This is a genomic window from Solibacillus sp. FSL W8-0372 (genome assembly GCF_037969735.1).
GTDB classification, from domain to species: domain Bacteria; phylum Bacillota; class Bacilli; order Bacillales_A; family Planococcaceae; genus Solibacillus; species Solibacillus faecavium.
The window spans coordinates 1,872,138-1,897,628 of the sequence record NZ_CP150204.1; the positions used below are offsets into that span (position 1 = coordinate 1,872,138).

Consider the following 25,491-nt stretch of genomic DNA (forward strand, 5'->3'; position numbering starts at 1 on the left):
TAGCGCCTTTAGTCAAATGTGTCTAAATCATCGTAGAGCTCAATAGTTTGCATCAATTTTTATGTTGCCTCCCTAAGAATCGTTTTGTTGTTCTCTAAAATTTGAATCATTTGTTGCAAAATCTTCTCCTCAACTTTTTGGGAGCCATTTACTTCTTTTGCAATCACTTTCGTTAATTCTAAAACTGTACTTACGTCGAGCTTATGTTTTTCCGCTAATTGGAATGCTCGCCCTAACTGACCGGTTATCATCGGCAGTCCTCCTTTTTCTTATAGTATACAAATATTATACCTTGAGTTACATAAAAATTCACCTTAAAAAACTAAATTTTTAATAAAATTATTAAAAATCGCGTCTTTTACTAACAGGAAGCAGCAGTAACGTCTATATAGTGTAGTACGCCTCATTATTTAATATGCGTTATGAATGCTTTTTGTTTGTGCAATTGTCCTTTTTTTAAGTCAAAATTTTATGTTAGTTGGCTTTTTTTAATGAACAATCCTAATCGAATATAAATAGTATAAATCAGCTGTTTCCGGAGAAAATATATGAAGATTAAGAAACGAAGTCCTGTTTGTTTTAAACGCCAGGACATTCGAGTCAAAAAAATAAAGGAGATGTTACAAAATGGGAATATTATATAGAACAGCATTAGTTCTAGTCATTATTGGTGCAGTCAACTGGGGACTTATTGGATTCTTCAAGTTTGATTTAGTGGCTTCATTATTTGGTGGACAAACATCTGTATTATCAAGAATTGTTTATGCTCTTGTAGGTATTGCAGGACTTATATCGATTCCGATTCTTATGAAACCGTTAGACGATGTAGAGGAAAATTCCTACAACACATCTAATCGTGCGAATACAAGACCGAATTATAATATGGAAGCTGGTAAAGAAGAAGATTTTTCGGAATATAAGAAAACAAGTGATGATACTAAAGCCAAGCATTATAGCAGTAACAGCGACCAGAACAAAAAATAATTATCATTGACCAGGCTCTCTTATGAGTCCTGGTCTTTTGTATTTAATTGCTAATTGGTTGTGCCCTATCTGCTCTCTACATATGATGTAATGACAATCGATATTTAGTGGTGAGGAGGAAATAAATGAATAACAACAAGAAAAATTCAGATCAATCCTCAGATGCTCAGGATATTCAAATAGCGAGACTTGCTTTTATAGGAGCTTCTATCGTTACATTAGGAGACTTAATTTCTACACTTGCTGCCGGTCTCGCACTGGATGCTTTGGAAAAATCTAAGAACGGTGATTCCGGCCCCCCGCCGACTCAGTCAAAAGATATGCAGAAACAGCTGGATTATTTAATAAATGAATTTAGACAAATAAAGAAAATTATGTAAAATACTTTTTTGAAGTAAATCTCCTAACCACCCTTCGCTCATTTAATTTGCGGAGGGGTTTTTTATTGAAATTATTCGACTTTTTAAACTTTACATATTTATAGTGCACTGATAATTACTTTATAGTAATATAATAAATTGAAAAGGAGTGTTTAAACTGGATACAATATTTATAATCATATTAATTATAGCTTTTCTAGTTATGTTGGTGTGCATTCTCAGCGCATTTGTTAACATTGTGAAAAGAAATCGATCAAAGTCGGTTAAAATGTTTAAGTATAGTGGAATAGCATTTTTAGTCTTAATCATATCATTTATAGGTGTTGGTGTGACAAGCGATGGAACGGATGTAGCTAATGAACCTGAAAAAGCGGAAGCTACTGCAAGTAAGGAAAAAACAAAAGATGATTCCGAGAAAGCAACACCTGAATCAGCAGAGAAGGTTGAAGCAGATAAAAAAGCGAAAGCTGATGCTGATGCCAAAAAAGCTGCTGATAAATTAGCAGCTGAAAAAAAATTATATTTAACTGACGTAAAACCAAAAGTGGATACTATGATGAGCTTGTATGATAAAGCGTGGAATGAGCTTTGGAAACCTACTTTTGAAGGTCTAGGCACAACTGTAGATGTGTATACAGCTTACGGTAATATGAAACAGCTGGAGCAACGCTATGATAGTCTTTACAAAACTATCGGATCAATCGATGGCAGTGGTTTATCTAAAGAAAATGAAGAGAAATTCAATGAATATAAAACAAACATGAAAAATGCCGCTATGTGGCGAGGTGAAGCAGCCGAAAAAGCGCGTAAAATGTTTGATGAAGGAAATTATAGTCCTTCAAAATTCGATAAGGTGAAAACAGATGTTTCATATGCAGATAATGAAATGATGAAAGCCATCTTATCTTTAACATCATTAGAAATGGCTTTAGGTGTAGATAGAGAAGAATAATGTATGGCCTTCCGCTCGTATATGGTGGAAGGCTTTTTTCTGTTTTGCCCTTTTTTTACTTTCTATCTTGAGGTGTTAAATATTCCATTCCAAGGACCCGTCTCATTTCGTGGGATACCCAGTTACGGATGGCGATGTTCGTGTAAGTTCTTGTTTCTGTTACTCCTCTAAACAAAACAAAATACTCCGTCACAAATTCATCTGAGCGTTGTTTTTCAATCTTACATCCTTGTTTATATAAATAATCCCTCAACTTTTTCAAATCCTGAAATGTCTCATGGGATTTTTGATCATACCATTCTTCTAAAATTTTGCCCATTTTCAATTGCGAAACGTACAGTTTGTCGCGGTCAAGCGTTTTTAAAAACATCTCTAAAATAATAAAACGGTGTATATCATCGCTAAAATTCATAATATCTTTATGCATTAACGACACTCACCCTTTGGATAGCAGGGTATGCTGCTAAAATGTTGTCGATAATAAATGTACGCTTTGCATGACGTGTAAAACAATAAGCCTGCACGGTATTCCCTGCAATTTTAATTAATTTGATACGACGTTTTGAAATCGCGTGAGTTTTGGATAAGTACATAATGTCTAGAGTTTGATTGTACTGCATTGCTTTTATTATTTGCTCTTTCATAAATACACTCCGTCCTTTTTTATTTTATTATAGAACAAGTGTTCTTATTTTAGAACCGGTAATTTTTATAGTTTACAGTAAATAGTTGGATAAATTGAAAAAGCACTACACAAAATAATTGCGCAGAGCTTTGTTTTCTAATTCTATTAAATCCCCTCTGTGTTCATTAGTACAATTCGCCAGCCATCAGGGTCTGCAATCGTCACACCTTTTTCTTCCCAATATGGATTTTCCGGTGGAACTTGAGGATAGCCCATTTTATCAAGGCGTGTCTGTACAACTTGAATTTGTATAGGATCTGGCATATAAAAAACGAGCAAATTATCCTCTGTCGGTGCGGGACATGGGCTTCCTTCAATATGCTCGGTAAATTCCAAATGATACGATGCATCTGGCAAGCCAATCATAATGCCAGTGTAACCTCGATGTCCTTTAAATTCACCAAGTTTTTCAAGACCAATACCTTCACAATAAAAACGTTCTACCTGTGCTAGTTTATCCGTTGGTCGTGCGATACGAAATTGTGCAATATGCAATGTTTCTGTCCATTTCTTCATATTCATCCCATTCATCCCCCCTACTTTCATTTTAAAGAACAAGGAAGGAAAATGCTCTACGACATCTGGATGAAAATTCCTATCTTAGAGTCAGTAAAAGCATATTAGAAAAGGAAATACGTTAACTATTGACGAAATATTTTACTAGCTATATAGAAAGGAGTTTTATTAATGAAGGAAAGACATGAAATATTATTTAACCAGTTAAAAAGTTACCGTAATGACACTCTTAGCTTATTGGAAGATGTTAGTGTAGAAGAAGCTGAAATCATTCCAAAACGGTTTAACAATAATATTCGTTGGAACATGGGACATATTTATCTCGATCAATATTTATGGATAGAAACACAAACTAAAGAAAAAACCAATGCACCATCAGAATATAATAGTTGGTTTGGATATGGTACATCTCCAACCGATTTCACCTCTGAAACACCTTCTTATAAAGAACTAAAAACACTTTTAGGAAATCAAATTGAAGATATTAAAGACAAATTTGCCGATAAATTAGAAATTGTGCACTCGCCAACTGACATGGGAATGAATACGATTGAACATGTATTAATAAGAACGATTTTCCATGAGGGAATACATTTTCAGCACATATTAAATTTGAAAAAATTTATTAAATAAATCTCTGATGATCATAGATTTTAGACATAAAAAAAACACCTGCAGCAAGTACAGGTGTGCAATATTGTTAGGATAACCATTTCGGCGGTGTGTTTTTCGACCAATAAATATCGCCAAGGTTATAATGCTTTGAGTAATTATCTTCATATGTGTGGTAATGGAAATTATAATAATAGCCTTCAAAAGGACGGTTCTCTGTTCTTACATGGAAACGGATGATGTCTTTTTGAGAATTCGCATCTACTAAGTGGAAGATTTTTTCTGCATAGTCGCCACTTGGCTTTTCAGTAATTGTTAAGTTGCGAAGCTTTTCTTCACCCACTCGGTCAATAGTCGTTGCAATTGCTTCTTCAATTTTCGGGAAAATCTTTGTATCAAACTCCTGTTCAATGACAGGACCGACTCTTGTACCGAATTTTATGTAAGACTGCTCTTTTGCCGCGGAAACAAAATAGTCGGTTGTTGGTAATGGTTTTTCATCAACTAAAATATCATCAAGCTGATAGGCAGATGCAATATGATTGTCACTAGGTCGGTCTAATGTCGATTGATTATGACGTGACTCTTCGAAATTTGCCCAGATTTCATGATTGGGTGTAATTAAACCAAACGATAATAAAGCGACGGAAACAACGAGAGATTTGTAAATCCATTTCTTCAAGTTTATCACCTTCTTAAATTATGTATAATTTTTAACACTGTTATTAAATCTATACGAATAAAATACGAAAAGGTTTCATCTTTCTATTAATCATTGTACAATAAAAAGGAAGATATTGTAGGTTATTTAAGGGAGGTTTTTAAAAAATGGACATTGTTATGGGTCTTGGCTTATTATTAATGCTTGGTTATATGACTTCTTTATGCTTCACGGACTAATACTATTTCTTTCGCAGCCATCCAAATTTTTGGGTGGTTTTTTACTACTTACGGACAAGCACTCTAAAATAAGCGGAAGATTTCCGGCTATTTATAAAATCGCGCGGAATTAGCGATAAATAAAGGTATGAATTCCGCTTATTCATGAAAATAACACCTAAATTCAAGTTTTTTAAGTAAATAAGCGGAATTTCTCCGTCTATTTTGGCTGTTTTTTAAAATTATCGGCAAATAAACGGAATTTCTCCGTTTATTTCACAATTACGCTTCCAAAACTACCTTATAAATTGGACAAGGGGCTCCCAATATAGCTTGGGAACCCCTTTAGTATTTAATAGATAGCAATATAAATAAATGAAAGTCTCAACCCGATCGTCCGGGGAATTTTATTTTATTCGGAGTAGCATAGCTCCAGTTTTAACCGCGGTAAAATTCTACTAATCTTCTCTAACTTAAGCAACATAGTCCCAACCTGCTACTATGTCCTTGCAGCCCTTAAGCTTGCGCCAGTGTGAATAAGTATCTTCAAAAACACTAGCAGAAATGCCAATTCATTTATAGCACTATCTACAATAGCACCTAACTATAATAACACATATGTTCCCCTTTGTAAAATCTGTTTCGTTCGTGCAAAACAATCCAATGTCCGTTATACTTGAAAAATCGGAATTAAAAGGAGTTAGTGAATGATGAATGAAGTAGAAACAACATTGGCAATTCAAATGAAACGTATCGCTGTAACATTGCTTGATATGGAACAAAGCCGTTTCGTCTCTGCCAGTCAAACGATGGATTTATCTGCAATACAATCAGAAGTTTACAGCAACTTTTTTGAATCATATATAGATGCGACTTTGAACAGTCCTAAGTCAGTTGCAGGTAAATTTTTAGACCGCGATAATGATATTATTACAAAGATTAATCGCTATGTAGAATATCCGGATGACACCCATTTTATATCTTTAGCGAACGACTTATCGAATAAGCTATATCAAATTATGCAAAACGTTTCAAATAGTAATGGCTCTGTGTTTGTGGCACATATTGAAATTATTGATGAGCCCTATATTTTATTTTTAAAGCTCGATCCGAAAGAAGCCGTACAAATTGATTTGGAAACGTTAAATTTAAATACAATTGATAATATTTTACCTGACGCTTCTAGCCGTGTGCAAAAATGTGCGCTCATTCGCATGAATTATAATCCGCTTGAAGAAAACGTTTATGTGCTTGATAGACAATCAGATGGCGAGCCAGCGAAATTTTTCATGGAGACTTTTTTACAGGCTACACCGATCGCATCAGATAAGAAGAAAACTAAAATGCTGATGAAGGAATTATATGAGAAAATTGCGGAATCGATCAATGAAGAACAAACACCCCATCTCCAAAAAGTGATTGATGAGGAATTTGAAAATGGCAAATATATTGAGCTAGATGCATCTGTACATAATATATATGAAGCCATTGCTCCTCCTGAGAATCGTAATGACTTTGTTGAACAAGGTGCAAAATTATTTATTGATGAGTTTACAGACCGTAACCCTGACTTCACCCCTACTTTTGAAGTGAAGCGTGATGATTTACATGTTGTGTATAAATCCGGGGAGGGTGAAGTGTTATTCCGTTATGATAAGCGTCTTGAAAATATTGACGTGCACCATGATCAGGTGAATGGTACTTATACAATAACAATCCGGGAAGCAGATAAGATTGATTTTACTTTGCATAAAAAACCGCTATAACATTAAAAGTCCCTTCTACAAAAAATGTAGAAAGGACTTTTTTTGTTCTTTACTTCGAAGTTAATGCAATGAATTCTTCAACATCTTTTTCACAAAGTGCGATTCCTTTTAACCAGAAATCTTCAGTCGTGATGTCTGCACCTAAATGCTTCATTGCTAAATCTTCTACAGTCATTACCGCTGTATCACGAAGTAATGCCATATATTTTTCCTCGAACCCTTTGCCCTCTTCTTTTGCTTTTGCGTAAATGCTTAAAGAGAATAAATAGCCGAATGTGTACGGGAAGTTATAGAACGGCACGCCTGTAATATAGAAATGCATTTTTGATGCCCAGAAGTGTGGGTGTGTTTCACCTAGTGCTCCGCCATGAGCTTCGATTTGTGCTTCTTCCATTAATTCATTTAAACGCTTAGAAGATACGATACCTTTTTTGCGCTCTTCATAGAAGCGTGTTTCAAATAAATAACGAGCATGAATGTTCATAAAGAACGCTACTGAACGTTGGATTTTATCTTCTAATAGCGCGATCTTTTCCTGTTCATTTGATGCTTCTTCAACCGCTGCATCCGCTACGATCATTTCTGCAAATGTTGAAGCAGTTTCGGCAACATTCATTGCATAGCGACGGTTTAATGGATGAACCGGACGCAGTGCATATGAATGGAATGCGTGACCAAGTTCATGTGCTAATGTTGAAACGTTCGACATTGAACCTGAATATGTCATGAAAATACGTGATTGCTCTGATAATGGCATTCCTGTACAGAAGCCACCTGGACGTTTATTGTCACGGTCTTCCGCTTCAATCCACCCATCTTCAAAAGCAGTACGCGCAAAGCTTTCCATTTCCGAGCCGAAACGACCGAAATGCTTAAGAATAAATTCAGCGCCTTCTTGGTAAGACATTGTTGCTGTTGAATCCGTTACAGGAGCATCGAAATCAAACCAATCTAATTTATCGCTACCTAATAATGTTGCTTTATGTGTTAAATAATCCGCAAATTTTGCTTTGCGTGACGTAATAGCTCCCCACATCGCATCGATGGTTTCCTGCTTCATACGGTTAATTTGTAAAGGCTCTTTCGTAACAGAATCCCAGCCGCGCTTTTTATATACTGCTAAGCGGAAGCCAGCTAAATGGTTTAAAGTTTTAGCAAAGAACTCTTCACGGTCTGTAAATACTTCCTCTAATGCATCAAATGCAGCTTTACGAACTGCACGGTCTTTATGAGAGCTTAAGTTATTTGCTTGTCCAACCGACATTAATTTCTTTTCGCCGTCTACTTCGACTTCGACTTTAATATCACCGATCAGCATGTTATAAAGCTGGCCCCATGAGCTATAGCCATCTACACCTAAAGCAGAAATTAGCGCTTCTTCTTCTTCAGATAGTGATTCCTTCGACTTTTCACGCCATTCCGTTAAAATAAACTCAAATTGTGATAATTCATTTGTTTGAAGTAATTCGTCGAAAGTCGATTCGTCGATTTTACCGAGCTTTTGATTAAAGCTTTCCATAATTGGAGAGAAGTTAGCTGAAATACCCGAAAGCTGACCTTGTAATAAAAGCGCTTCACGATCTGTCGTATCCTGTGCCGTTAAACAAGAAAGCATAGCACCCGCCTGTGATATATGCATCATTACTTCTTTAATATTTTCTAAAATGGATTGAATAGATAATGCTGCATCTGTATTTGTAGGAACATCGAATTTTTCAACCATTTCTTTTAATACATCCATTTTAGGGTTTAAATTTTCGATATGTTCTTTTAGTTGTGGTGATGCACTACCACCTTCGAAAAATACATCTAAATCCCAAACTTCAGGATATTTTACGTTTTTCATAGTATTGCCCCGCTTTCTGAATTGTAGTTCAATTCTTATTTTACTAAAAAATGAATAAAATTGCTCGAAAATATTTCGGTTTATGAAATAAAAAAAGCTAGCCTAATAGACTAGCTTTCCATTTATAATATTGGAGATAACAGACGTGACACTGATTCACGGACTCTAGTCCATGTTTTTCGTTTCTCAAATAGCTCTTTTGTTAATTCGAAACTATCTTTTATATCTGCTTCAAATAATTCTCTACACTTAATCGCAAACCGTTCATCATATAAAATCGCATTGATTTCGAAATTTAGACTAAAGCTTCGGACATCAATGTTTGCAGTACCGATTGTTGCTAATTCATCATCGATTACGAGCATTTTTGCATGAAGGAATCCTTTTTTATAACGATATACCCTTCCACCAGATTCAAGCAGGTCTCCACCGTATGCTGAATTGGCGCCATATACGAAGGGATGGTCTGTTTTTTCAGGCGTCATAATGCGCACATCTACACCTGAGGAGGCAGCAATTTGAATTGCATGCAAAAATGCCTCATCAGGTACATAGTAAGGGGTTTGAATATAAACATATTTTTTAGCGCTTAAAATCATGCGAATATAAGTGTTTTTAATGGATTCAAAATCTGTATCCGGTCCACTCGATACAATTTGGACGGGTGTGTCCGCATCGACTGTAAATGAGGGGAAGTATCTTTGCTCGACCTTCAGTTCTTCATTTCTCGCCTGATGCCAATCAAATAAAAAATGTGCCTGCATATTGTATACGGAATTGCCTTCTATACGTAAATGCGTATCTCGCCAATACCCTATTTCGTCATCAAGACAGGCATACTCCTTACCGACATTAAAACCGCCAATATATCCAATCCGACCGTCTATAATAATGAGTTTTCGGTGATTTCGGAAATTAATTCGAGGATTGAATAATTTCAAATACGAGGAAAAGAAAGCTTCTACTTGTCCACCGGCATCCATCAATTTCTTTAAGTCTTTTTTACGTAAAGTACGTGAACCTAAATCGTCGTAAATCATTTTTACTTCAATGCCCTCTTTAGCTTTTTTAACAAGCGCATTAAAAATACTTTTTCCGACCTCATCCATTTTGTAAATGTAATATTGAATATGAATCGTTTGTTTCGCATTTTCAATATCTTCAATGACAGAGCGGAATTTTTCTTTCCCTTCAGCTAAAATCGCAACATCATTTTTAGAACTTAATAAAGCGTGATTGTAATCGACATTCATTTTTATTAACCCTTGATGCCTTTTTGTAATCTCGTTTGGAAATTCATATGTTCCTTCTGCAAGAGCGGTATGCTGATCCTGGAAAGCCTCTATAGATTCTTCCTGTTGAACAGCATGCCAGCGAACGAAATGCTTCTTTTGTAAATTTCGTCCCAATAATAAATAGAAAATGAACCCAATAACCGGCAAGAACATGCCCATGTTGATGAAGCACTTTTACGACTGATAAATATTAGCATGAGTGCAAATAAAATATTCAAAAGGTACACAGTAACCATCAAAAAACCTAAAAGTGTCATTAAAATCACCTCATTTCTTCTTTTTACTTGTAAAATGTTTGCAGTTTTTTCAAGTCATTAACTATTCCCTCAAATTTAGAAATCAAGACATGTAAGCCAAAATTTATTTATTCGTCCTAACACTAAAATACCGCTTACTGTATTAGTAAGCGGTCAGACTGTAGCCATACTCTTAAATAGTGTTTGTTTACAGTTTTTTATTTTAAAATTAATTGAATCTAGACATCGTTGATTTCCGTTCCGGGACCGATGCTTTCCCCAGGCACGGCTCCAGCTAACTAACTTGTGCCTACGACGGCAGGCCCAAGTTAGTGGATCTTCCGCACGTGTGGTTCCCGGTGGAGTCACGGTCCCTCCACTCCAATCAACTTATTAATTCCTTTACATTTGAACAACTTGTTCCTGTTAACGCATCTAGAAGAACTCTTTATTTACTCTCCATCTCATACTCCATCTTTGCTTTTTTAAAGCTATAGTATAATGAGTATCGTTGAAGTCCTTTTGCCGCTTCAACGGACTGTCGTGCAAAATGGTCAAATGCTTCTAAATTACGTTCTGTTAATGCTAATTGTGCTTCAATCCCGTACTTCATCCATTCGGACTTCAAGGAATAACTATTAGCTTCTTCCCGATTTCCGGCTACTGCGGCAATTAATGCTTTACCATATGGACCATTCTGATTATCCATTAATTGATCTGCGTAGTATTGAGCACGTTCGAAATCGTCGAGACGAATTGCACGATTCATTTCATATGTATTTTTAATAACCGGTTGTTTATAGTGACCAATGATTTTTTCCATTGCTTCGATTTCCTGTTCTTTTGTACCGACTTCCAACGTGTGTATGTAATTCATTACTGGATCTTTTTTATGCTTTACAATATATTTTCTGATTTTCGCCAAATTTGTAGAAGCGTATGCAATGTAAAACATATAGCCAATTGAACAAAGACCAAAAACTAGAATTATGGAGATAGATACTACAAATGGCCAATCAAACATGGCACTTAGAAAACCTACTGCTAAGCCTAAAATTACTACATAAACCCAATTTATCATTTTTTCACCTCTTTTATTTACTCCATTTATTATAGCGTAATAATGTTATTCAATCCATGGATTAAAAAAGCAGATGCACACTTTCTATGTACATCTGCCTGTTGTCTTATTTCATTTTCTTTATGCTTTTTGAGACCTGCTTCCATTTGCGTTTTTCTGCAAGCTGAGCATCGGTATTTGCCTTTTTCTCAATATATGCGAGCTCGCGTTGCAGTTTAAAGTAACTTGTTAGTCTCGATGAATCAAGTGCACCATCATCTACTGCTTGTATAACCGCACAACCCGGTTCATTTTTATGTTTGCAGTCCCTGAAGCGGCAATTGTCCGCCAGTTGATCAATATCGGAAAAGCTAGCTGATAAACTGTCTCCTTGATCCCAAAGCTGCAGCTCACGCATACCCGGTGTGTCGATTAAGCATGCCCCGGACGGTAAAACTACGAGCTCACGATGTGTTGTCGTATGACGCCCTTTCGCATCGTCTTCACGGATATCGGATACTTTCATTTGGTCAGTATTCAATAATGCATTTGTAAGAGTGGATTTTCCTGCACCGGATGAGCCTAATAATGCGGCTGTTTTTCCTTCTGTCAAAAATTCCTTTAATGCTGAAATCCCTTCGCCTGTAACCGCACTTACTGTTAAAACGTCTACACCGAATGCGACAGACTGCACTGCTTCTATAAGCGCATTTTCATCTTCACAAAGGTCTGCTTTTGTTAAAACAATGAGCGGTGTCGCACCTGAATCCCATGCTGCCACTAAATAGCGTTCTAGGCGACGGACGTTAAAATCTGCGTTCATACTCATGACAAGTAAAATATAATCCACATTTGAGGCAACAATTTGTTCATCGACTTCTAAGCCTGCCATTTTCCTTGTGAATTTTGATTTACGGTCAAATAAATGATGAATAATGGCGCGCTCTTCCCCCGGCATTTGTTCGATTATAACGAAATCCCCTACTGCCGGATAATCCTTCCTGGAAAAGGCGTGGTAAGCAAAGTTTCCGGATACTGTTGCCAAAAATTCACCTTGTTCTGTTAAAACCCGGTATGAATGCTTATGTTCTAAAATAATACGTCCAACTAATCTTGTTGCCCGGTCAAACGTTAAAGTTTGTAATTGTGTTTCAAAATATTGTGTAAATCCAAGTTGTTGTAAATTCAATGAAATTGCCTCCTAATGGCGTATAGTATTGTATTGTTTTTAGGCAAACAAAAAAACCTTATGACCAGCAATTTTGCCCGTCATAAGGTCTCATACGCACAGTGAAGAAGCGTGACTCTTCTATATTAGAAGGCACAAAGGTGGCGAATGTTATATGACAAGCTCAATTGCATCGTTTCAATCTCATGTAATTTTGTCATTGTCATCACCATCTTCCTTCAATAATTAATACAACTATAACAAATTATAGTAATTTATGTCAATATAATTTTACAGAAAATTTTAAAATAATTCACTAATATAACGCTTCAAGCTTTCGGTAAATTGGTTTGAAATAAATTGAATGTTTTAGAAATTTATGAAACAATTCAGATAGAACAAAATCGGAAGGAGTGTTTTATCGATGAGGAAATGGGTTTTTTCAACTATAATTTTTATTGTGTATTTTATCGTGTTATTTACTATCGTTAATTCACTGGTTTCGTTTTCTTCAACAATAATCAATTTCTTCTTTTCTATTCTATTTATTTTTACCGTTCTTTTTTTAACAGTATTGACTGCCAGAAGGCTTTCTCTATAGAGGAAAAATATTTAAAGCGAGGTATTCTACATATGAACATTCAACTAATACAATGCACTACAAACAATTTAACAGACTTGCAATCGATAGGCCGTGATACGTTTTATGAAACATTTCATGATCAAAATAATACGGAAAATATGGCCACTTACTTAGACGAAGCTTTTTCAACTGAAAAACTAACAGCCGAGCTTCAAAATCCACACTCGCTATTTAAGCTGCTTTTTGTAAATGAGGAGCTTGCAGGGTATTTAAAAGTGAATACCGATGAAGCTCAATCAGAAAAATTGGGACCTGACTACTTAGAAATTGAAAGAATATATATTTTAAGCCGTTTTCATAAATTAGGTCTAGGGAAAGTCTTAATGGAAGAGGCAATGAAAATTGCGCTACACATGCAGAAAACTAAAGTTTGGCTTGGTGTCTGGGAACAAAATTCGAATGCCATTGCGTTTTACGAAAAAGTTGGCTTTCAAAAAACAGGCACTCATTCATTTTTTATGGGTGAAGACGAGCAAATCGATTTTATTATGACAAAACAATTGTGAGGCGAAAAAATGTATATTCCAAAGCAATACCTATTAAAAGATGAACAAAAAATTCGTCAGTTTATTAAAGAGTATAGTTTTGCATCGTTTGTTTCAATGCATGATGGTGTGCCTTCTGCAACGCATTTACCGCTTTATTTAAGTGCAGATCATCAATACTTATACGGACATTTTGCACGTGCAAACCCTCAATGGAAAGACATTGAAGGTCAGCAGGTGCTGGCAATTTTCAGCGGTCCGCACAGTTATATCTCCTCTTCCTGGTATGAAACGAAAGATTCGGTGCCTACTTGGAATTATGTAGCGGTTCATGTGAATGGATCTATTGAATTTTTAAAAGATGAAGAAGAAATCCGTTTATCATTGCATCATTTAATTGATAAGTACGAAACTCCAAATAGTACATACGACGTCAATGCGGTTGATTCGAATTATATGAACAGCTTATTAAAGGGTATTGTGCCTTTTAAACTTCACATTACTTCTATAGAAGCTGTCGCAAAGTTAAGCCAAGGTCATTCAAAGGAGCGACAAGGACTTGTTATTGAAGAATTATTAAAGAGAAATAACGGATTTGATGCGGAAATTGCAAAATTAATGAAGGAAAACTAGTCGCTATTAAAATATTTAACTTTTACCTGGATGAATGATTTGACACTTTTATCCTAATATGGTAAATTTATCTCGAATTCAAGATAAAGATTGTCTTGGAGTTTCATAATAGTTGGGAGGAATTTAACATGGCAAAATGGCAAATCGATCCGGCACACTCATCAATAGGTTTTGAAGTTAAGCACATGATGGTTTCAAAAGTTAAAGGACAGTTTACTAACTATTCAGCAGATATTGAAGCGGATGATTTAGCTGATTTAACATCAGCAAACATTGATATTACAATTGATGCAACAAGTATTACGACGAACAATGATGATCGAGACAATCATTTGAAATCAACAGAATTCTTTGACATTGAGCAGTTCCCTGACATTAAATTTAAATCGACAAGCATTACAAAAGATGGGGACGATTATAAAGTGTCAGGCGATTTAACAATTAAGGATGTAACGAAACCGGTTGTACTTGATGTGGAATATGGCGGTAAAGGGACAAATCCATGGGGCGTAGAGGTTTACGGTTTTGAAGGAAAAGCAAAAATTGACCGTGAACAATTCGGCTTAACATGGAATGCCGCTCTTGAAACTGGTGGCGTGTTAGTAGGTAAAGATATTAAAATTAAATTAGAGCTTGAGTTAAACCCAGCACAATAATTTATAAGCAACCGCACCCTTTTTTGGTCGGTTGCTTTTTTGTGCAACCTTCCTCCCCTATTGCCGTCCTCATTTAAAACATTATTTTCCATATGAGAGGTGCTTATTTGCGTAATTTTTATTCGGCGGTTGCGATATTTTGTTCAAGCATTGCATTTTTGTTTTTTTGCTTTTATTTGATAATGAATACATTATGGACATATTCCAATATGACCCTGATTGTACTGAACATTTGCTTTGTAATAGTCATTTATATTCTAATAAAAGAGTTTAAACAGCTTAACCTCTCTAAAAAAATTATCGCTATTTTCATTAACACAATTTCCTTTATTTTCACGGGACTTATTCTAGTTTATTTTGCATTAAAAATCCTCATTTTTTCAGTTGGTGGTGCAGAACATTTATTCACTTCCAATTCACCAAACAGACATTACACACTTGATTTTTATGCATTTGATGCAGGTGCGATGGGAACGTTCGGTATTCGTGCTGAACTTGATGGTCCTTTAGGCTTTAAAAAGCAGCTTTATTATGAACGGCATGGAGAAGAAGCGAATGTTCAGTGGCTTACAGATGACATTGTTATAATTAATGGTCATGAACTGAATTTAAAAAACGGAGACACTTTCGGTTATCAAGTACCGGAGAAAGGAAGATAAAATGCAAACAGCAATCATTTTTGATATGGATGGAACATTATTTCAAACGAATCTTATTTTAGAATCCGCATTGAAAAAGACTTTTGAATATTTACGTGTAAACGGACTTTGGTCAGGTGATACACCTATCGAACAGTACCGTCAAATAATGGGCGTCCCATTAAATGTCGTATGGGAAACTTTATGTCCGAATCATTCCAACGAAGTTCGCGAACAAAGTAATGACCATTTTCAATTAGCGCTTATTGAGCAAATACAGCGAGGAAACGGTGCATTATATCCGGATGTTCTCCCTACGTTACAAAAGTTGAGTGAACATTATCCTTTATATATTGCGAGTAATGGACAAACGGCTTATTTACAGGCAATTGTAGCGCAGTACCGTTTAGATCGATGGATTAAAGGAATTTACAGCATTGACTGTATTGTTACAAATAATAAATCCTCTTTAGTTCAGCACATTATGGAAGAACAGCAAATAAACAGTGGCTATGTTATCGGCGACCGTGCCTCAGATATCAATGCAGCAATCGATAACAATTTAACATCTATAGCAGTAAACTTTGATTTTGCACAACTTGACGAAATAATAAAGGCTCACTTTATTGTAGAACAGTTTATACATATTCTTGATATTATAGATAGACAGCATTAAAAATGGAAGTGAGGTGTATGGAATGAATAAAAACAATGATTTACTAAAATTATGCATGATTTTTGCAATTATTGGTATAGTATTCATTGTATTTAATGGTCATTTCGCAAATGCTTTCGGCTCTGTTTGGCTTCAATCAAATGGCGGGATCATGGATACCGAGGAATATTTTTTCATGAAGACGAGCTACGCAAACGCTTCTCTAGTCATTGGAGGTATTTTATTTAGTGTTAGCTTCCTTGCAATGATATTTAGTTGGTATCAGATGAAAAATAAATAACAGCATATTAAAGGCATCGGGAATATTTCACCCGATGCCTTTGAAATTTAAGCATTTCCGCTTTTATATTGTTCATGGACAGAAGTTTCCTGCACTGGTTCATCCGGCAGGCGATTATAGGATTCTTTCTCAGTTATCAATTCTTTATCCTGAACTTCTTCTACATGGCTTCGTTCGTTATAATTTTTCATTTCTTCATCATTCCGTTCATCCGGTAATCGATTGTACGATTCCTTAACGGTTACAATACTTTTATCTTGCTCTGGTGCTTCTACGTGACTTCGTTCGTTATAATTTTTCATTTCTTCATCATTCCGTTCATCCGGTAATCGGTTATACGACTCCTTAACGGTTTCTAGTTTTTTTTTTCCTCATTACCATCTACATGACTTCGTTCATCGTAGCTTTCCATTTCTTCATCATCACGCTCATCTGGTAAGCGATTATAAGACTCTTTATTTGTCTTTAATAATAGGTCATCTTTTATTGATTCATTTTGAACATTTACATGCTTTGTCTCATCAAACTTTTTCACTTTTCGATCGTCTCGTTCATCCGGTAATCGGTTGTATGATTCTTTATTCGTTTCAAATTCTTTGTTTCCCATCATGCATTCCTCCTACTGATTTCAGAAGTCCCTAAACAATGTTAGGAGCTTGGTAGTTTATCTTTTCCCTTAATAAGCTGTATAAAAACATTTTGCATAACTAGCTGTACAATTAATACGTTTTTGTGATTAGTTAAGACAATAAAAAAAGCCTTCTAAAAGAAAGGCTTAGACTGTTGACAGACTCTTAAAATGTGTTGTTTAGCATTGAACCGTTGATTTCCATTCCGGGACCGATGCTTTCCCCGGGCACGGCTCCAGCTAACTAAATTGTGCCTATAACGGCAGGCACAATTTAGTGGATCTTCCGCGCGTGCTTATTCCCGGTGGAGTCACGGTCCCTCCACTCCAATCAACTTAGCCATCACTTTAAATAAATACGATTGAACAAATTGTTCTCTAGAGACAGTTTGTCGACAATCTATCTTAGCCTTAAGAAAGGTCTTTCTTTCAATCAGTTTGATTTTAAAAAGCGTAAAACTCGGCTTAATGTCGTTGGAATGACCGATGCATGATTTTCACCTTCTGCTATAAAAAACTCACTGTTAATTCCCTTTTGAATTGCTTTTGTATAGAAGCTTTCGGCATCGACTACCATATCGCCTTCATTGCCCCCTACAGATATATATAAAGGCGCAGTATAACTATGTTCTACTTGTTTCAATCGGGTTACTATCTCATGGTTATTCCACCAAATCGATGGACTTATTGCAGCATATTTAAAAAATACATTAGGATAAGTTAAATAGCTCCACAGCACGAACAGTCCACCTAATGAATGGCCATAAATGGAGATTTTATTTTTGTTTATCGTGTATTTTTCAAGAAGTATCGGGATAATTTGATGCATAAGATAATCCATGAAATATTCCGCGCCGCCAGCCGGTACTTCTTTCATTGCTCTACCTCGGCGCACTGGAAAATGATACTCTGCTGCAGGGGCGGTAAAATCATAAAATCGCTGTTTTGGAATATCTTGTTCCTGATGCCCAATTCCTACAATGACTGCAGGCTCTATGTTCGTCTTCATACGATTGCGGATTTGGTTTGTTACTGTTTCATGGAATAGCTTACTATAGCGTGTTCCATCCAACACAATAATCACAGAAAAGCCATTTGCAGGAGGAGCTTCGTCCGGTACATAAATATCCAATATATAAGGATAGTTATTATAGTTTGATTGCATTGTATTCACCTATTTCATTAAATTATAAGAAAAGCAGACTGGCACTTGATGCTCCGTATCGACTATAATTTTAGCATCAATTTGGAAAACTTCTTTTAAAACTTCTGTAGTCATTATTTGCACTGGTGTGCCGGTATGAAGCACTTTGCCTTTTCTCATAACAATGAGTTCATCCGAAAATCGTGCCGCATGGTTTAAATCATGCAGCACCATAATAATAGTACAACCAAAATTTTTATTGAGCTGCTGCACAATTTCCAACACTTCAAGCTGGTGTGCCATATCTAAATATGTTGTCGGCTCGTCCAGCAGTAAAATATCCGTCTCTTGTGCCAATGCCATCGCCAGCCAAACTCGTTGACGTTGCCCTCCGGATAATGCCGCTAGTTCTCGGTCCCGAAACTCCTCTGTATGTGTCACTTCCATCGCCCAATTAATTTTATCTATGTCTTCTTTCGTAAGACGCCCAACATTTTTCCGATGTGGATAGCGACCGTAAGCAATCAGCTCATGTACTTTTAACTGCCCTGGAGCAGCAGGTGATTGTGCTAATAAGGCAAGTTTTTTTGCTATTTCCTTTGTAGACATCGTATTCATATTCTCCTCTTGAAGGAAAATATCACCGCATTCCTTTTTTAAAATGCGCCCAATCGTTTTCAGGAAAGTAGATTTTCCGCAGCCATTCGGTCCGATAATCGTCGTAATCTTCCCTGTTTGAATTGATACATTTAAATTCTCGATAATTCGCGTATTTTCATACCCTGTAGTTAATCTTTCGACTTGAAATGCATACATAAAGCCTCACCCTTTCGATTTTACTAGTAAATATAAGAAATACGGAATGCCAACGAGGGACACGACAATACCAACTGAAAGCTCCACAGGCGAAAATACCGTTTTGGCAATATAATCTGAAAACACAAGTAAAATAGCCCCTATAAAAAGGCTTACCGGCATCATATACCTGTGATGAATTCCGACAAGCTGGCGCGCTATATGCGGTGCCATTAATCCAATAAACCCAATACTGCCGGAAACCGATACACACGCACTTACTAGGCCAACACTTGCAAGTAATAACTTCACTTTTTCTTTTTCAAGTGAAATACCTAGACTCAAAACCGTCTCTTCTTCCAACTGAAAATAATCGAGCAAATAGGCCTTTCTATAAATATAGATCCCCAATATGATAAGCCATGGAAGCATCGCACTTACAAAATACCAATTGGAATTATAGATCGAGCCATTCATCCAAATGGCTGCAGCCTGATAATCTCCCTCATCCATTTTTAACGACCAAAAAAGGGTGATTGCACTAAAACCTGTATTAATCGCAATACCCGTCAATATAAGCTTTTGCATATCCATACGTCCTTGTTTATACGAAATGGCCAGAATAATAGCAGCTGCAATGGCGCCTCCTACGAAACCAAATAACGGGACAATCAATATTTTTAACACACTATTTATTTCAACGTTTACTAATTCCACCTGGAAAAAGAACATAAAGATTACAATGGCACAACCCGCCCCTGCATTGATTCCAATAATGCCGGGATCAGCAAGTGCATTTTTAGTAATTCCCTGGAGCACGACACCAGCCATAGCAAGACCCATTCCAACTAATGCTGCTGTTATAATTCGAGGCAAACGAAAATCAAATATTACTAAATCAAATTGCGCTGTTGACTCAATACGCAGCAATGTTTTAATAACTTCCGGAGTAGTCATTGCAAATGCACCGCTCGTTAAATGAATATACATAGCTAAAAGAAGGAGAAGTATTAATGTACCGCTCATAAACAACCATTTTTTATGCTGCATATTTTTCACCGCCTTTTCGACGAATCAAATATAAGAAAAATGGCACGCCAATGATTGCAGTAATGACGCCAATTGGAGTTTCGTATGGGAAATTTATGTATCGGCTAATTAAATCACATGCGGCTAAGAAGAATGCGCCCACCACGGCAGAACAAGGAATAATTACGCGATAATCTACCCCCATTAACATTCGTACAATATGCGGAACGACTAACCCAACAAATGCAATTTTTCCGACAAGAGCTACGGCGGTACCCGTTAAAATGGCAACAGCTAGCATGCTAAGTATTTTTACAGTACGCGTATTTTGCCCTAAGCCAACCGCCACATCTTCACCAAGTGCGGTTATTGTAACAGCACGAGCTAATACTATCGTTAATATAAGCCCAATTAATCCAATCGGTACACATAAAAACACTAACTCCATTTCAACCATATGTACTTTCGAGTTATACCACATTGTGACCGTTTGTGAGATTTGATAGTACATGGCGATTGCCGTTCCTATACTGCTAATAAATGTACCAATTACCGTACCGATAATGGCTAATCTTACAGGGGATAACCCGTTTTTGATAATGGAAGCAAACCAAAAAACGAGTGCACCGCCAAACAGTGAGCCAAGCATTGATAGCAATACTAAATTAAAGCTTGATAGACCCGGTAAAAACACGAATGCCATCGTTATGAAAAAGGCAGAACCATCTGTTACACCCATTATCGATGGCGAGGCAAGAAAATTTCGAGTAACTCCCTGCATAAGGGCACCAGCTGCTGCTAAAAATGCACCGACAAATAAGACAGCAAGCGCTCGTGGAACCCGTCCTGACCAAATAATTTGGTGATCTATATTTTCTTCATCATATTGGATAATTGCTTCTATAATCGTTTCAATTGGAATCGATTTCGTACCCATTGAGATCGATAGAATTGCCACAATTACTATTAAAATTGGCATTATTATTGAAAATAAAATGAAATGCCTATAGGAATTTTTCAAAAATAATGGCCTCCTTTGAAAAAATAAAAGAAAGAAGCTGCCCGGAAATCATTTCGGACAGCCCCCTGCACCCACTTTTTATGAGGTAGTTCTAACTACCCATACAAGCAAACGCTTTAAGTGAATCCAGCTTATTTTAATACGTTTTCATTAAACGCTTTTAGGAAATTGATTTTTGACCAGGCTGTTCCCCCTTGTGCCATTGCATCAATCAGATTGACATGCACATTATTCGTTTTTGCGGCAGTTGTACTGCTGAAAATCGGGTTATCCAAAATCTCTTTTAATAATTCTGGCGTTTCTTTATTTTCATCATCTGCATATTGCAGGAAAATCATATCCGGGTTCCACTCAGCTAATGTTTCATATGTAATAACCGTTTGTGCTTCGATTGCATTTAATTCTTCTGGGACACTAAAACCAAAATCTTCATAGATGGAAGGGTTTAAATAAACACCTGCTGGGTATACCGCCAAGCCGCCACGTACTCGGATAATCAACACTTTTTTATCTTTTAAATCACTGCTGGCAATAGTTTCTTTCGTATTGGCTAGAGTTGTTTCATAGTCTTCCAGTGCTTTTTGCGCTTCTGCTTCCTTACCCGCTAATTGTCCGAATAACAGGAGATTTTCTTTCCAGTTTGTAGAAATATGCGAATACGGGAATGTTGTCGCGATTTTGTTATAGTTTGTCATTTGCGCTTCATCCCATTTGCTTGTCCCTAAAATTACATCCGGGTTTAAAGAAAGCATTGCCTCTGTATTCGGCTCTTTTTTCGAACCGACAACCGTTGCTCCGGCTAAATCAGCTTCCAAGTATTTAGGCATTGTCTTACCATCATTTGAAATAACGCCTGCAGGTTTAACACCAAGTACTGCAGCATCTTCCATCGCCTCTAAACTTGCAGCAATAATCGTATCTACTTTCGCTGGCACATCGTAGTCGTTCCCTAAATAAGATACTTTTTGTACAGTTGCCTCATCAGCTACAGATTGATCATCTTTAGAAACTTGCTCTGTATTAGCTTCAGATGATTCCACCTCTTCTTCTGCATTACAAGCAGCTAGCATTAAGGCCAACGCCGCGGCACTTACTAACGTACGGTATTTTTTCACAATTAGTTCCTCCTGATTTGTTGATAACGATTATCATTATCATTTTATTTACAAATCTGATGTTATCAAACGGCTGTATGTACGTAAATGGAGTTTTTTACAATAGAAATGGACTTTTGCTTAATCGCTATAAAATTGTTTTCGGAAATTAGTCGGCGTTTGCTCATATTGTTTTTTAAATACACGACAAAAATAAAACGCATCTTGATAACCTACTAAATCAGCAATATCCTTAATCGGTATAGAAGTTGTTCGCAATAATTCTTTCGCTTGCTTCAAACGAAATTCTGTTAAAAACTGAATTGGTGACATCCCGATTTGCTTGTCGAAGAAGTAAGCTAAACGTCGACGATCACACCCTACCTCTTCTGCAATATCTGCAATGGAAATAGATGATGTATAATGTTCAGTCATAAATGTAATGGCCTGATCAACGACATTGTTTGATGTTTGCATTTTTGCACATATGACGATGAACTCTATAAGCTGCAAAAATAAAGATTTGCACTTCAACTTATTCAAATCACCGGGTATTTTTTCAAAGTGAATCAGTTGTTGGACAAGATAATCCATTTTATGGTGTTGACCTGTAACGATTTCAAAATGACCTGTTTTAATTGATTGAGTGCTGTTCATTGATTTGTAATGAATAACCGTATAATGCCACGGTTCCTGACTTGTAACTAAAATATCAATTTCCATATTCGGTCCCGCGTGTAAAATAACCCCTTTATGTAAAGCATACACTTGCCCATTCAATGAAAAATTCGCACTTCCTGATAGTGTTATCACGAGTCCATTTAAAAGTGGTGCCGTGTTTCGACTGTGATCATGTGCATTCACACCTAAGCTTGTAACGAATAAATCTTCATATTGTATTGTTGTATTAGCAAAGTATTTTATTAAGTCGTTTGTTTGAATTGCCATCACACCCTTCTATTTCTAAGATCACCATATGCAAATGATAATCATTTTCGATAAGGGTACACTACTATGCTGTGACAGTACAACCTATTTTAGAAAAAAGAGTGAAATTATCGATTGATACAGAAAAATATGTAGGTAAAAAGCTCCTTTCCATCACATTAAATCTCACTTTTCCTAATTGATTCTATTTTCAAAAATTGATATTGATACTTTAGAAATAATGATTTATATTTATTATATTTTAATGGAATAGAGGTATGGGGATCGTGTTTTATTTAATCCAGTTTATCATTGGCGGTACTGTCATGTTGCTAGCTACATGGCTAAGTCGTTCAAACTTGCATTTTTTATCTGGAGTCATTACGCTTTTGCCGATTTTAACGTTACTGAATATGCGGCTGCAGATGAAAAATATGACGGATGAAACCTTTCACATTGTGCAGCAAAACGCTATTTTTGGAGCTGTAGGAATGGTTTTGTTTACCGCGCTCGTGTTTTATTTTTCGAGTTACTGGAAACCCGGCCAAGCTGTTCTTAGTGCGCTTTCAATCTATGTTATTTTTATGTTGATTGGCAAGCCGGTTTTAGCATTTATCCAAGCATAATAAAAAAAAGCTGCATAGTTTTCCCTATGCAGCATCGACTATAGATAAACTCTTAATAAGTGTTTGTTTATAGTCTTTTTTATTTTAAAGATTTCTCTATTTGTTCTGTGGAGGATGGTCGATTTACTTCATCATATAGAGAGCAACTAAAGGTGAATAAATAAATGAGTATATGCAACAGCATTAACTGTCCTCTAAATGTTCTGTTATTCGGTAAAATAATACACAAACCTATAATTAATAGTAATGGAAAACTTATTAGAAGCATGCCTGCCACAGCAAAGCCATTGCCGTATAAGATCCCTGTACTGAATGAAACGAGCCACGTTAATATTGGTGTATGGAGCACCACCCAAACAATGGACCATATAATTTTCGTACTTTTTTTCGAGGCATTTTTCAACAGAACATGTAAAATACTAAAGCTCACAATCGAAATAAGCAGACAAATGAGCATTGTCTTTCCGCCGCGATTCAACCAATTGTCCTCAATTGTTGCTTCCTCTAAATTTAACGTACGAATTTCGTTATTGACGATAAAATCCTTTACGAATTCATCCATCAGCTGTTCGTCAACAGGTGCCGTTTCACTGTAGCCAATATGATAAATCAATCCATTATGATAGCTGTAGTATTCGTTTGCTGAACTAGTCATCACATTTATAGCATCACTCTTTTCATTATAAAAGTAATTTCTATATACGAGCCCTGAACCATTATTTATCTTCTGTTTCACAATTGCTGTAGAATCGTTAATCTGTTCTATCTCTAATGGATTGCCGGCTGCATCGACTAAGTTTTGTTGAAGCTCTTCAACATTTACAGGGTTAATCCACGATGGAGCAATTGAAATATTTAAAAAATGATTTTCCGACTTAAAATGAAACTGCAGCTCTGTAAAGAATCCGTCATTTACTGCAATGACCGTTCCGTTTTCCCGAACATATGGCTGCGGTAAATTTGGAAAAGTGACGCCGCTCTTATTCAAAAAATCAGTTAATGGAATTTCCCTGTAATAGCGTAATGACCGGATATGCTGCATATCCTGTTCCCTAAAGTTTTCACTGTAAGCAACACCTGTACCATCGATTTCATGGAATATATTTAAAAGAGTTGGTGTTTCAGTCGCTTGAAGCCGGTTTTGCTCTGGATTCAATTGATTCATTACAAAAATTATAATGGCTGTACTAATTAGAGCTGTAATTAACGTAATATGAACAAATCGTTTCGGTTTTCTTTGCTGAATTTTCATTTGTACGGCTTGTTGAATTTTCTCTTCATGCAGTGACGTATTTTTCAACTCTTTCAGTTTATAACGTGTCATTTTTTAACACCTCCCACTCCATTGACTGTAACTTATCCTTTAATAACTCCCTGCCTTTTACAAGTCTTGATTTTGCTGTGTTTTCATTTAAATTTAAAATTTCTGCCAGCTCTTTCACTGAATAACCTTCCAAATAATAATAGGCTACTACTTCGCGCTGCTTTAACGGTAAGCTTAGTACAGCCTCACTTATGAGCTGCTCCTCATCCTGTACGACTAATGCATCAGTATGTTTATGAGAAGATGTATGAAGCCATTTTTCCTGCAAAATGATTTTTCGGTAATGCCAACTTTTTAAATAATCTTTTGATTTATTTGTTGTCATCGTAATCAAATAGCGTTCCACTGAAGTGGGATCGAGGTCCATTTTTCTTTCATAAAATTTAATAAAAACATCTTGAACAATATCTTCGGCTGTATGTAAGTTTTTAGAATAATAATAGGCAATGCGAAAAAGCTTTGCTGTATGTTGTTGCATCAATAAATTAAGTTGTTGCTCATCCACTCATTTCA

At 36.2% G+C, this 25,491-nt stretch carries 30 protein-coding genes and 1 pseudogene; 12 read left to right on the forward strand and 19 right to left on the reverse strand.

From position 1 onward, the window contains the following. Positions 1–59 precede the first annotated feature (59 nt). Positions 60–251 (reverse strand): ABC transporter permease, encoded by a 192-nt coding sequence (locus MKY13_RS09210; protein WP_191698937.1) that lies wholly within the window; start codon positions 249–251, stop codon positions 60–62. Positions 252–627: 376 nt separating this feature from the next. Here MKY13_RS09210 and MKY13_RS09215 point away from each other — a divergent pair, with 376 nt between their 5' ends. From MKY13_RS09215 to MKY13_RS09225, 3 genes are all read left to right on the forward strand, one after another. After that, a complete protein-coding gene (locus MKY13_RS09215; protein WP_191698936.1) occupies positions 628–984 on the forward strand; it encodes a DUF378 domain-containing protein in 357 nt (118 codons plus the stop codon). Positions 985–1,109: 125 nt separating this feature from the next. Beyond that, a complete protein-coding gene (locus MKY13_RS09220) occupies positions 1,110–1,364 on the forward strand; it encodes a translation initiation factor 2 (RefSeq protein ID WP_339216690.1) in 255 nt (84 codons plus the stop codon). A gap of 268 nt (positions 1,365–1,632) precedes the next feature. Next, positions 1,633–2,316: a hypothetical protein gene (locus MKY13_RS09225; RefSeq protein WP_339216692.1), complete on the forward strand. Its 684-nt coding sequence runs from the start codon at positions 1,633–1,635 to the stop codon at positions 2,314–2,316. A gap of 55 nt (positions 2,317–2,371) precedes the next feature. Here MKY13_RS09225 and MKY13_RS09230 read toward each other — a convergent pair whose 3' ends face one another. From MKY13_RS09230 to MKY13_RS09240, 3 genes are all read right to left on the reverse strand, one after another. Next, positions 2,372–2,743 (reverse strand): hypothetical protein, encoded by a 372-nt coding sequence (locus tag MKY13_RS09230; RefSeq protein ID WP_339216694.1) that lies wholly within the window; start codon positions 2,741–2,743, stop codon positions 2,372–2,374. After that, a complete protein-coding gene (locus tag MKY13_RS09235) occupies positions 2,736–2,960 on the reverse strand; it encodes a transcriptional regulator (protein WP_191698932.1) in 225 nt (74 codons plus the stop codon). Before MKY13_RS09235 ends, MKY13_RS09230 begins: the two co-directional genes overlap by 8 nt. Before the next feature lie 146 nt (positions 2,961–3,106). Beyond that, the gene (locus MKY13_RS09240; protein ID WP_339216892.1) at positions 3,107–3,517 is read right to left on the reverse strand and encodes a VOC family protein; all 411 of its coding nucleotides are present in this window, start codon (positions 3,515–3,517) and stop codon (positions 3,107–3,109) included. A gap of 171 nt (positions 3,518–3,688) precedes the next feature. On the opposite strand from MKY13_RS09240, the gene MKY13_RS09245 reads away from it, so the two are divergent. Further along, positions 3,689–4,150 (forward strand): DinB family protein, encoded by a 462-nt coding sequence (locus MKY13_RS09245; RefSeq protein WP_339216696.1) that lies wholly within the window; start codon positions 3,689–3,691, stop codon positions 4,148–4,150. 67 nt (positions 4,151–4,217) lie between these two features. On the opposite strand, the gene MKY13_RS09250 is transcribed toward MKY13_RS09245, so the two are convergent. Further along, entirely contained in the window at positions 4,218–4,811 is a 594-nt protein-coding gene (locus MKY13_RS09250) for a YpjP family protein (protein ID WP_339216698.1), read from the reverse strand. A 904-nt stretch (positions 4,812–5,715) separates the two neighbouring features. On the opposite strand from MKY13_RS09250, the gene MKY13_RS09255 reads away from it, so the two are divergent. Then, complete coding sequence (locus MKY13_RS09255) at positions 5,716–6,774, forward strand: nucleoid-associated protein (RefSeq protein ID WP_339216700.1); 1,059 nt, start codon at positions 5,716–5,718, stop codon at positions 6,772–6,774. A gap of 49 nt (positions 6,775–6,823) precedes the next feature. Here the strand turns inward: MKY13_RS09255 and MKY13_RS09260 are convergent, their stop codons facing one another. The 4 genes and pseudogenes from MKY13_RS09260 to rsgA form a co-directional block, all read right to left on the reverse strand. After that, complete coding sequence (locus MKY13_RS09260; RefSeq protein WP_339216702.1) at positions 6,824–8,620, reverse strand: M3 family oligoendopeptidase; 1,797 nt, start codon at positions 8,618–8,620, stop codon at positions 6,824–6,826. A 122-nt stretch (positions 8,621–8,742) separates the two neighbouring features. Further along, positions 8,743–10,172, reverse strand: a pseudogene (gene cls / locus MKY13_RS09265) (cardiolipin synthase). Between the two features lie 427 nt (positions 10,173–10,599). Next, entirely contained in the window at positions 10,600–11,232 is a 633-nt protein-coding gene (locus MKY13_RS09270; protein WP_191698925.1) for a hypothetical protein, read from the reverse strand. 106 nt (positions 11,233–11,338) lie between these two features. Beyond that, complete coding sequence (rsgA, locus tag MKY13_RS09275) at positions 11,339–12,400, reverse strand: ribosome small subunit-dependent GTPase A (RefSeq protein WP_191698924.1); 1,062 nt, start codon at positions 12,398–12,400, stop codon at positions 11,339–11,341. Between the two features lie 612 nt (positions 12,401–13,012). Between rsgA and MKY13_RS09280 the strand changes: the two genes are divergently transcribed. From MKY13_RS09280 to MKY13_RS09305, 6 genes are all read left to right on the forward strand, one after another. Next, on the forward strand, positions 13,013–13,528 hold the full coding sequence (locus tag MKY13_RS09280) for a GNAT family N-acetyltransferase (RefSeq protein ID WP_339216705.1): 516 nt from the start codon (positions 13,013–13,015) through the stop codon (positions 13,526–13,528). Between the two features lie 9 nt (positions 13,529–13,537). After that, a complete protein-coding gene (locus MKY13_RS09285; RefSeq protein WP_339216707.1) occupies positions 13,538–14,140 on the forward strand; it encodes an FMN-binding negative transcriptional regulator in 603 nt (200 codons plus the stop codon). Between the two features lie 128 nt (positions 14,141–14,268). Beyond that, positions 14,269–14,796 (forward strand): YceI family protein, encoded by a 528-nt coding sequence (locus MKY13_RS09290; RefSeq protein ID WP_339216709.1) that lies wholly within the window; start codon positions 14,269–14,271, stop codon positions 14,794–14,796. A gap of 182 nt (positions 14,797–14,978) precedes the next feature. Next, positions 14,979–15,455, forward strand: coding sequence for a DUF5412 family protein (locus tag MKY13_RS09295; RefSeq protein WP_339216711.1), 477 nt, complete (start codon positions 14,979–14,981; stop codon positions 15,453–15,455). A gap of 1 nt (position 15,456) precedes the next feature. Beyond that, positions 15,457–16,110 carry an HAD hydrolase-like protein gene (locus MKY13_RS09300; protein ID WP_339216713.1) on the forward strand — a complete coding sequence of 218 codons (654 nt, stop codon included), beginning with the start codon at positions 15,457–15,459 and terminating at the stop codon, positions 16,108–16,110. Between the two features lie 22 nt (positions 16,111–16,132). Further along, on the forward strand, positions 16,133–16,390 hold the full coding sequence (locus MKY13_RS09305) for a translation initiation factor 2 (protein ID WP_191698918.1): 258 nt from the start codon (positions 16,133–16,135) through the stop codon (positions 16,388–16,390). A 47-nt stretch (positions 16,391–16,437) separates the two neighbouring features. Here the strand turns inward: MKY13_RS09305 and MKY13_RS09310 are convergent, their stop codons facing one another. The 8 genes from MKY13_RS09310 to MKY13_RS09345 all read right to left on the reverse strand — a co-directional run bounded on the left by MKY13_RS09310 (position 16,438) and on the right by MKY13_RS09345 (position 23,049). Beyond that, positions 16,438–16,692, reverse strand: coding sequence for a hypothetical protein (locus MKY13_RS09310; RefSeq protein WP_225231117.1), 255 nt, complete (start codon positions 16,690–16,692; stop codon positions 16,438–16,440). Positions 16,693–16,745: 53 nt separating this feature from the next. Next, positions 16,746–17,000 carry a hypothetical protein gene (locus tag MKY13_RS09315; RefSeq protein WP_339216716.1) on the reverse strand — a complete coding sequence of 85 codons (255 nt, stop codon included), beginning with the start codon at positions 16,998–17,000 and terminating at the stop codon, positions 16,746–16,748. Between the two features lie 451 nt (positions 17,001–17,451). Beyond that, the gene (locus tag MKY13_RS09320; RefSeq protein ID WP_339216718.1) at positions 17,452–18,183 is read right to left on the reverse strand and encodes an alpha/beta hydrolase-fold protein; all 732 of its coding nucleotides are present in this window, start codon (positions 18,181–18,183) and stop codon (positions 17,452–17,454) included. A 9-nt stretch (positions 18,184–18,192) separates the two neighbouring features. After that, a complete protein-coding gene (locus MKY13_RS09325) occupies positions 18,193–18,978 on the reverse strand; it encodes an ABC transporter ATP-binding protein (protein ID WP_339216720.1) in 786 nt (261 codons plus the stop codon). A 6-nt stretch (positions 18,979–18,984) separates the two neighbouring features. Beyond that, complete coding sequence (locus tag MKY13_RS09330) at positions 18,985–20,007, reverse strand: iron ABC transporter permease (protein ID WP_339216722.1); 1,023 nt, start codon at positions 20,005–20,007, stop codon at positions 18,985–18,987. Next, on the reverse strand, positions 19,997–21,007 hold the full coding sequence (locus MKY13_RS09335; RefSeq protein WP_339216724.1) for an iron ABC transporter permease: 1,011 nt from the start codon (positions 21,005–21,007) through the stop codon (positions 19,997–19,999). The genes MKY13_RS09330 and MKY13_RS09335 overlap by 11 nt, the downstream gene beginning before the upstream one ends. Positions 21,008–21,138: 131 nt before the next feature. Further along, positions 21,139–22,077 carry an ABC transporter substrate-binding protein gene (locus MKY13_RS09340; RefSeq protein WP_339216894.1) on the reverse strand — a complete coding sequence of 313 codons (939 nt, stop codon included), beginning with the start codon at positions 22,075–22,077 and terminating at the stop codon, positions 21,139–21,141. A 165-nt stretch (positions 22,078–22,242) separates the two neighbouring features. Next, the gene (locus tag MKY13_RS09345) at positions 22,243–23,049 is read right to left on the reverse strand and encodes an AraC family transcriptional regulator (RefSeq protein WP_339216726.1); all 807 of its coding nucleotides are present in this window, start codon (positions 23,047–23,049) and stop codon (positions 22,243–22,245) included. 266 nt (positions 23,050–23,315) lie between these two features. Here MKY13_RS09345 and MKY13_RS09350 point away from each other — a divergent pair, with 266 nt between their 5' ends. Further along, on the forward strand, positions 23,316–23,654 hold the full coding sequence (locus tag MKY13_RS09350; RefSeq protein WP_191699416.1) for a GlpM family protein: 339 nt from the start codon (positions 23,316–23,318) through the stop codon (positions 23,652–23,654). Between the two features lie 79 nt (positions 23,655–23,733). On the opposite strand, the gene MKY13_RS09355 is transcribed toward MKY13_RS09350, so the two are convergent. Next, positions 23,734–24,978 carry a hypothetical protein gene (locus MKY13_RS09355; RefSeq protein ID WP_339216728.1) on the reverse strand — a complete coding sequence of 415 codons (1,245 nt, stop codon included), beginning with the start codon at positions 24,976–24,978 and terminating at the stop codon, positions 23,734–23,736. Then, on the reverse strand, positions 24,965–25,483 hold the full coding sequence (locus tag MKY13_RS09360) for a sigma-70 family RNA polymerase sigma factor (RefSeq protein WP_339216730.1): 519 nt from the start codon (positions 25,481–25,483) through the stop codon (positions 24,965–24,967). The genes MKY13_RS09355 and MKY13_RS09360 overlap by 14 nt, the downstream gene beginning before the upstream one ends. Positions 25,484–25,491 lie beyond the last annotated feature (8 nt).

Bases quoted from the DNA above. Each gene is read 5' to 3' on its own strand.
- MKY13_RS09245 (WP_339216696.1), top strand. From the start codon at position 3,689: ATGAAGGAAAGACATGAAATATTATTTAACCAGTTAAAAAGTTACCGT.
- MKY13_RS09215 (WP_191698936.1), top strand. From the start codon at position 628: ATGGGAATATTATATAGAACAGCATTAGTTCTAGTCATTATTGGTGCA.
- MKY13_RS09325 (WP_339216720.1), bottom strand. From the start codon at position 18,978: ATGTATGCATTTCAAGTCGAAAGATTAACTACAGGGTATGAAAATACG.
- MKY13_RS09280 (WP_339216705.1), top strand. From the start codon at position 13,013: ATGAACATTCAACTAATACAATGCACTACAAACAATTTAACAGACTTG.
- MKY13_RS09220 (WP_339216690.1), top strand. From the start codon at position 1,110: ATGAATAACAACAAGAAAAATTCAGATCAATCCTCAGATGCTCAGGAT.
- MKY13_RS09240 (WP_339216892.1), bottom strand. From the start codon at position 3,517: ATGAAGAAATGGACAGAAACATTGCATATTGCACAATTTCGTATCGCA.
- MKY13_RS09310 (WP_225231117.1), bottom strand. From the start codon at position 16,692: ATGAAAAATTATAACGAACGAAGTCACGTAGAAGCACCAGAGCAAGAT.
- MKY13_RS09210 (WP_191698937.1), bottom strand. From the start codon at position 251: ATGATAACCGGTCAGTTAGGGCGAGCATTCCAATTAGCGGAAAAACAT.
- MKY13_RS09230 (WP_339216694.1), bottom strand. From the start codon at position 2,743: ATGCATAAAGATATTATGAATTTTAGCGATGATATACACCGTTTTATT.
- MKY13_RS09305 (WP_191698918.1), top strand. From the start codon at position 16,133: ATGAATAAAAACAATGATTTACTAAAATTATGCATGATTTTTGCAATT.
- MKY13_RS09300 (WP_339216713.1), top strand. From the start codon at position 15,457: ATGCAAACAGCAATCATTTTTGATATGGATGGAACATTATTTCAAACG.
- MKY13_RS09255 (WP_339216700.1), top strand. From the start codon at position 5,716: ATGATGAATGAAGTAGAAACAACATTGGCAATTCAAATGAAACGTATC.
- MKY13_RS09330 (WP_339216722.1), bottom strand. From the start codon at position 20,007: ATGCAGCATAAAAAATGGTTGTTTATGAGCGGTACATTAATACTTCTC.
- MKY13_RS09315 (WP_339216716.1), bottom strand. From the start codon at position 17,000: ATGATGGGAAACAAAGAATTTGAAACGAATAAAGAATCATACAACCGA.
- MKY13_RS09285 (WP_339216707.1), top strand. From the start codon at position 13,538: ATGTATATTCCAAAGCAATACCTATTAAAAGATGAACAAAAAATTCGT.
- MKY13_RS09340 (WP_339216894.1), bottom strand. From the start codon at position 22,077: ATGCTAGCTGCTTGTAATGCAGAAGAAGAGGTGGAATCATCTGAAGCT.
- MKY13_RS09295 (WP_339216711.1), top strand. From the start codon at position 14,979: ATGAATACATTATGGACATATTCCAATATGACCCTGATTGTACTGAAC.
- MKY13_RS09290 (WP_339216709.1), top strand. From the start codon at position 14,269: ATGGCAAAATGGCAAATCGATCCGGCACACTCATCAATAGGTTTTGAA.
- MKY13_RS09235 (WP_191698932.1), bottom strand. From the start codon at position 2,960: ATGAAAGAGCAAATAATAAAAGCAATGCAGTACAATCAAACTCTAGAC.
- MKY13_RS09270 (WP_191698925.1), bottom strand. From the start codon at position 11,232: ATGATAAATTGGGTTTATGTAGTAATTTTAGGCTTAGCAGTAGGTTTT.
- MKY13_RS09355 (WP_339216728.1), bottom strand. From the start codon at position 24,978: ATGACACGTTATAAACTGAAAGAGTTGAAAAATACGTCACTGCATGAA.
- MKY13_RS09260 (WP_339216702.1), bottom strand. From the start codon at position 8,620: ATGAAAAACGTAAAATATCCTGAAGTTTGGGATTTAGATGTATTTTTC.
- MKY13_RS09345 (WP_339216726.1), bottom strand. From the start codon at position 23,049: ATGGCAATTCAAACAAACGACTTAATAAAATACTTTGCTAATACAACA.
- MKY13_RS09225 (WP_339216692.1), top strand. From the start codon at position 1,633: ATGTTTAAGTATAGTGGAATAGCATTTTTAGTCTTAATCATATCATTT.
- MKY13_RS09320 (WP_339216718.1), bottom strand. From the start codon at position 18,183: ATGCAATCAAACTATAATAACTATCCTTATATATTGGATATTTATGTA.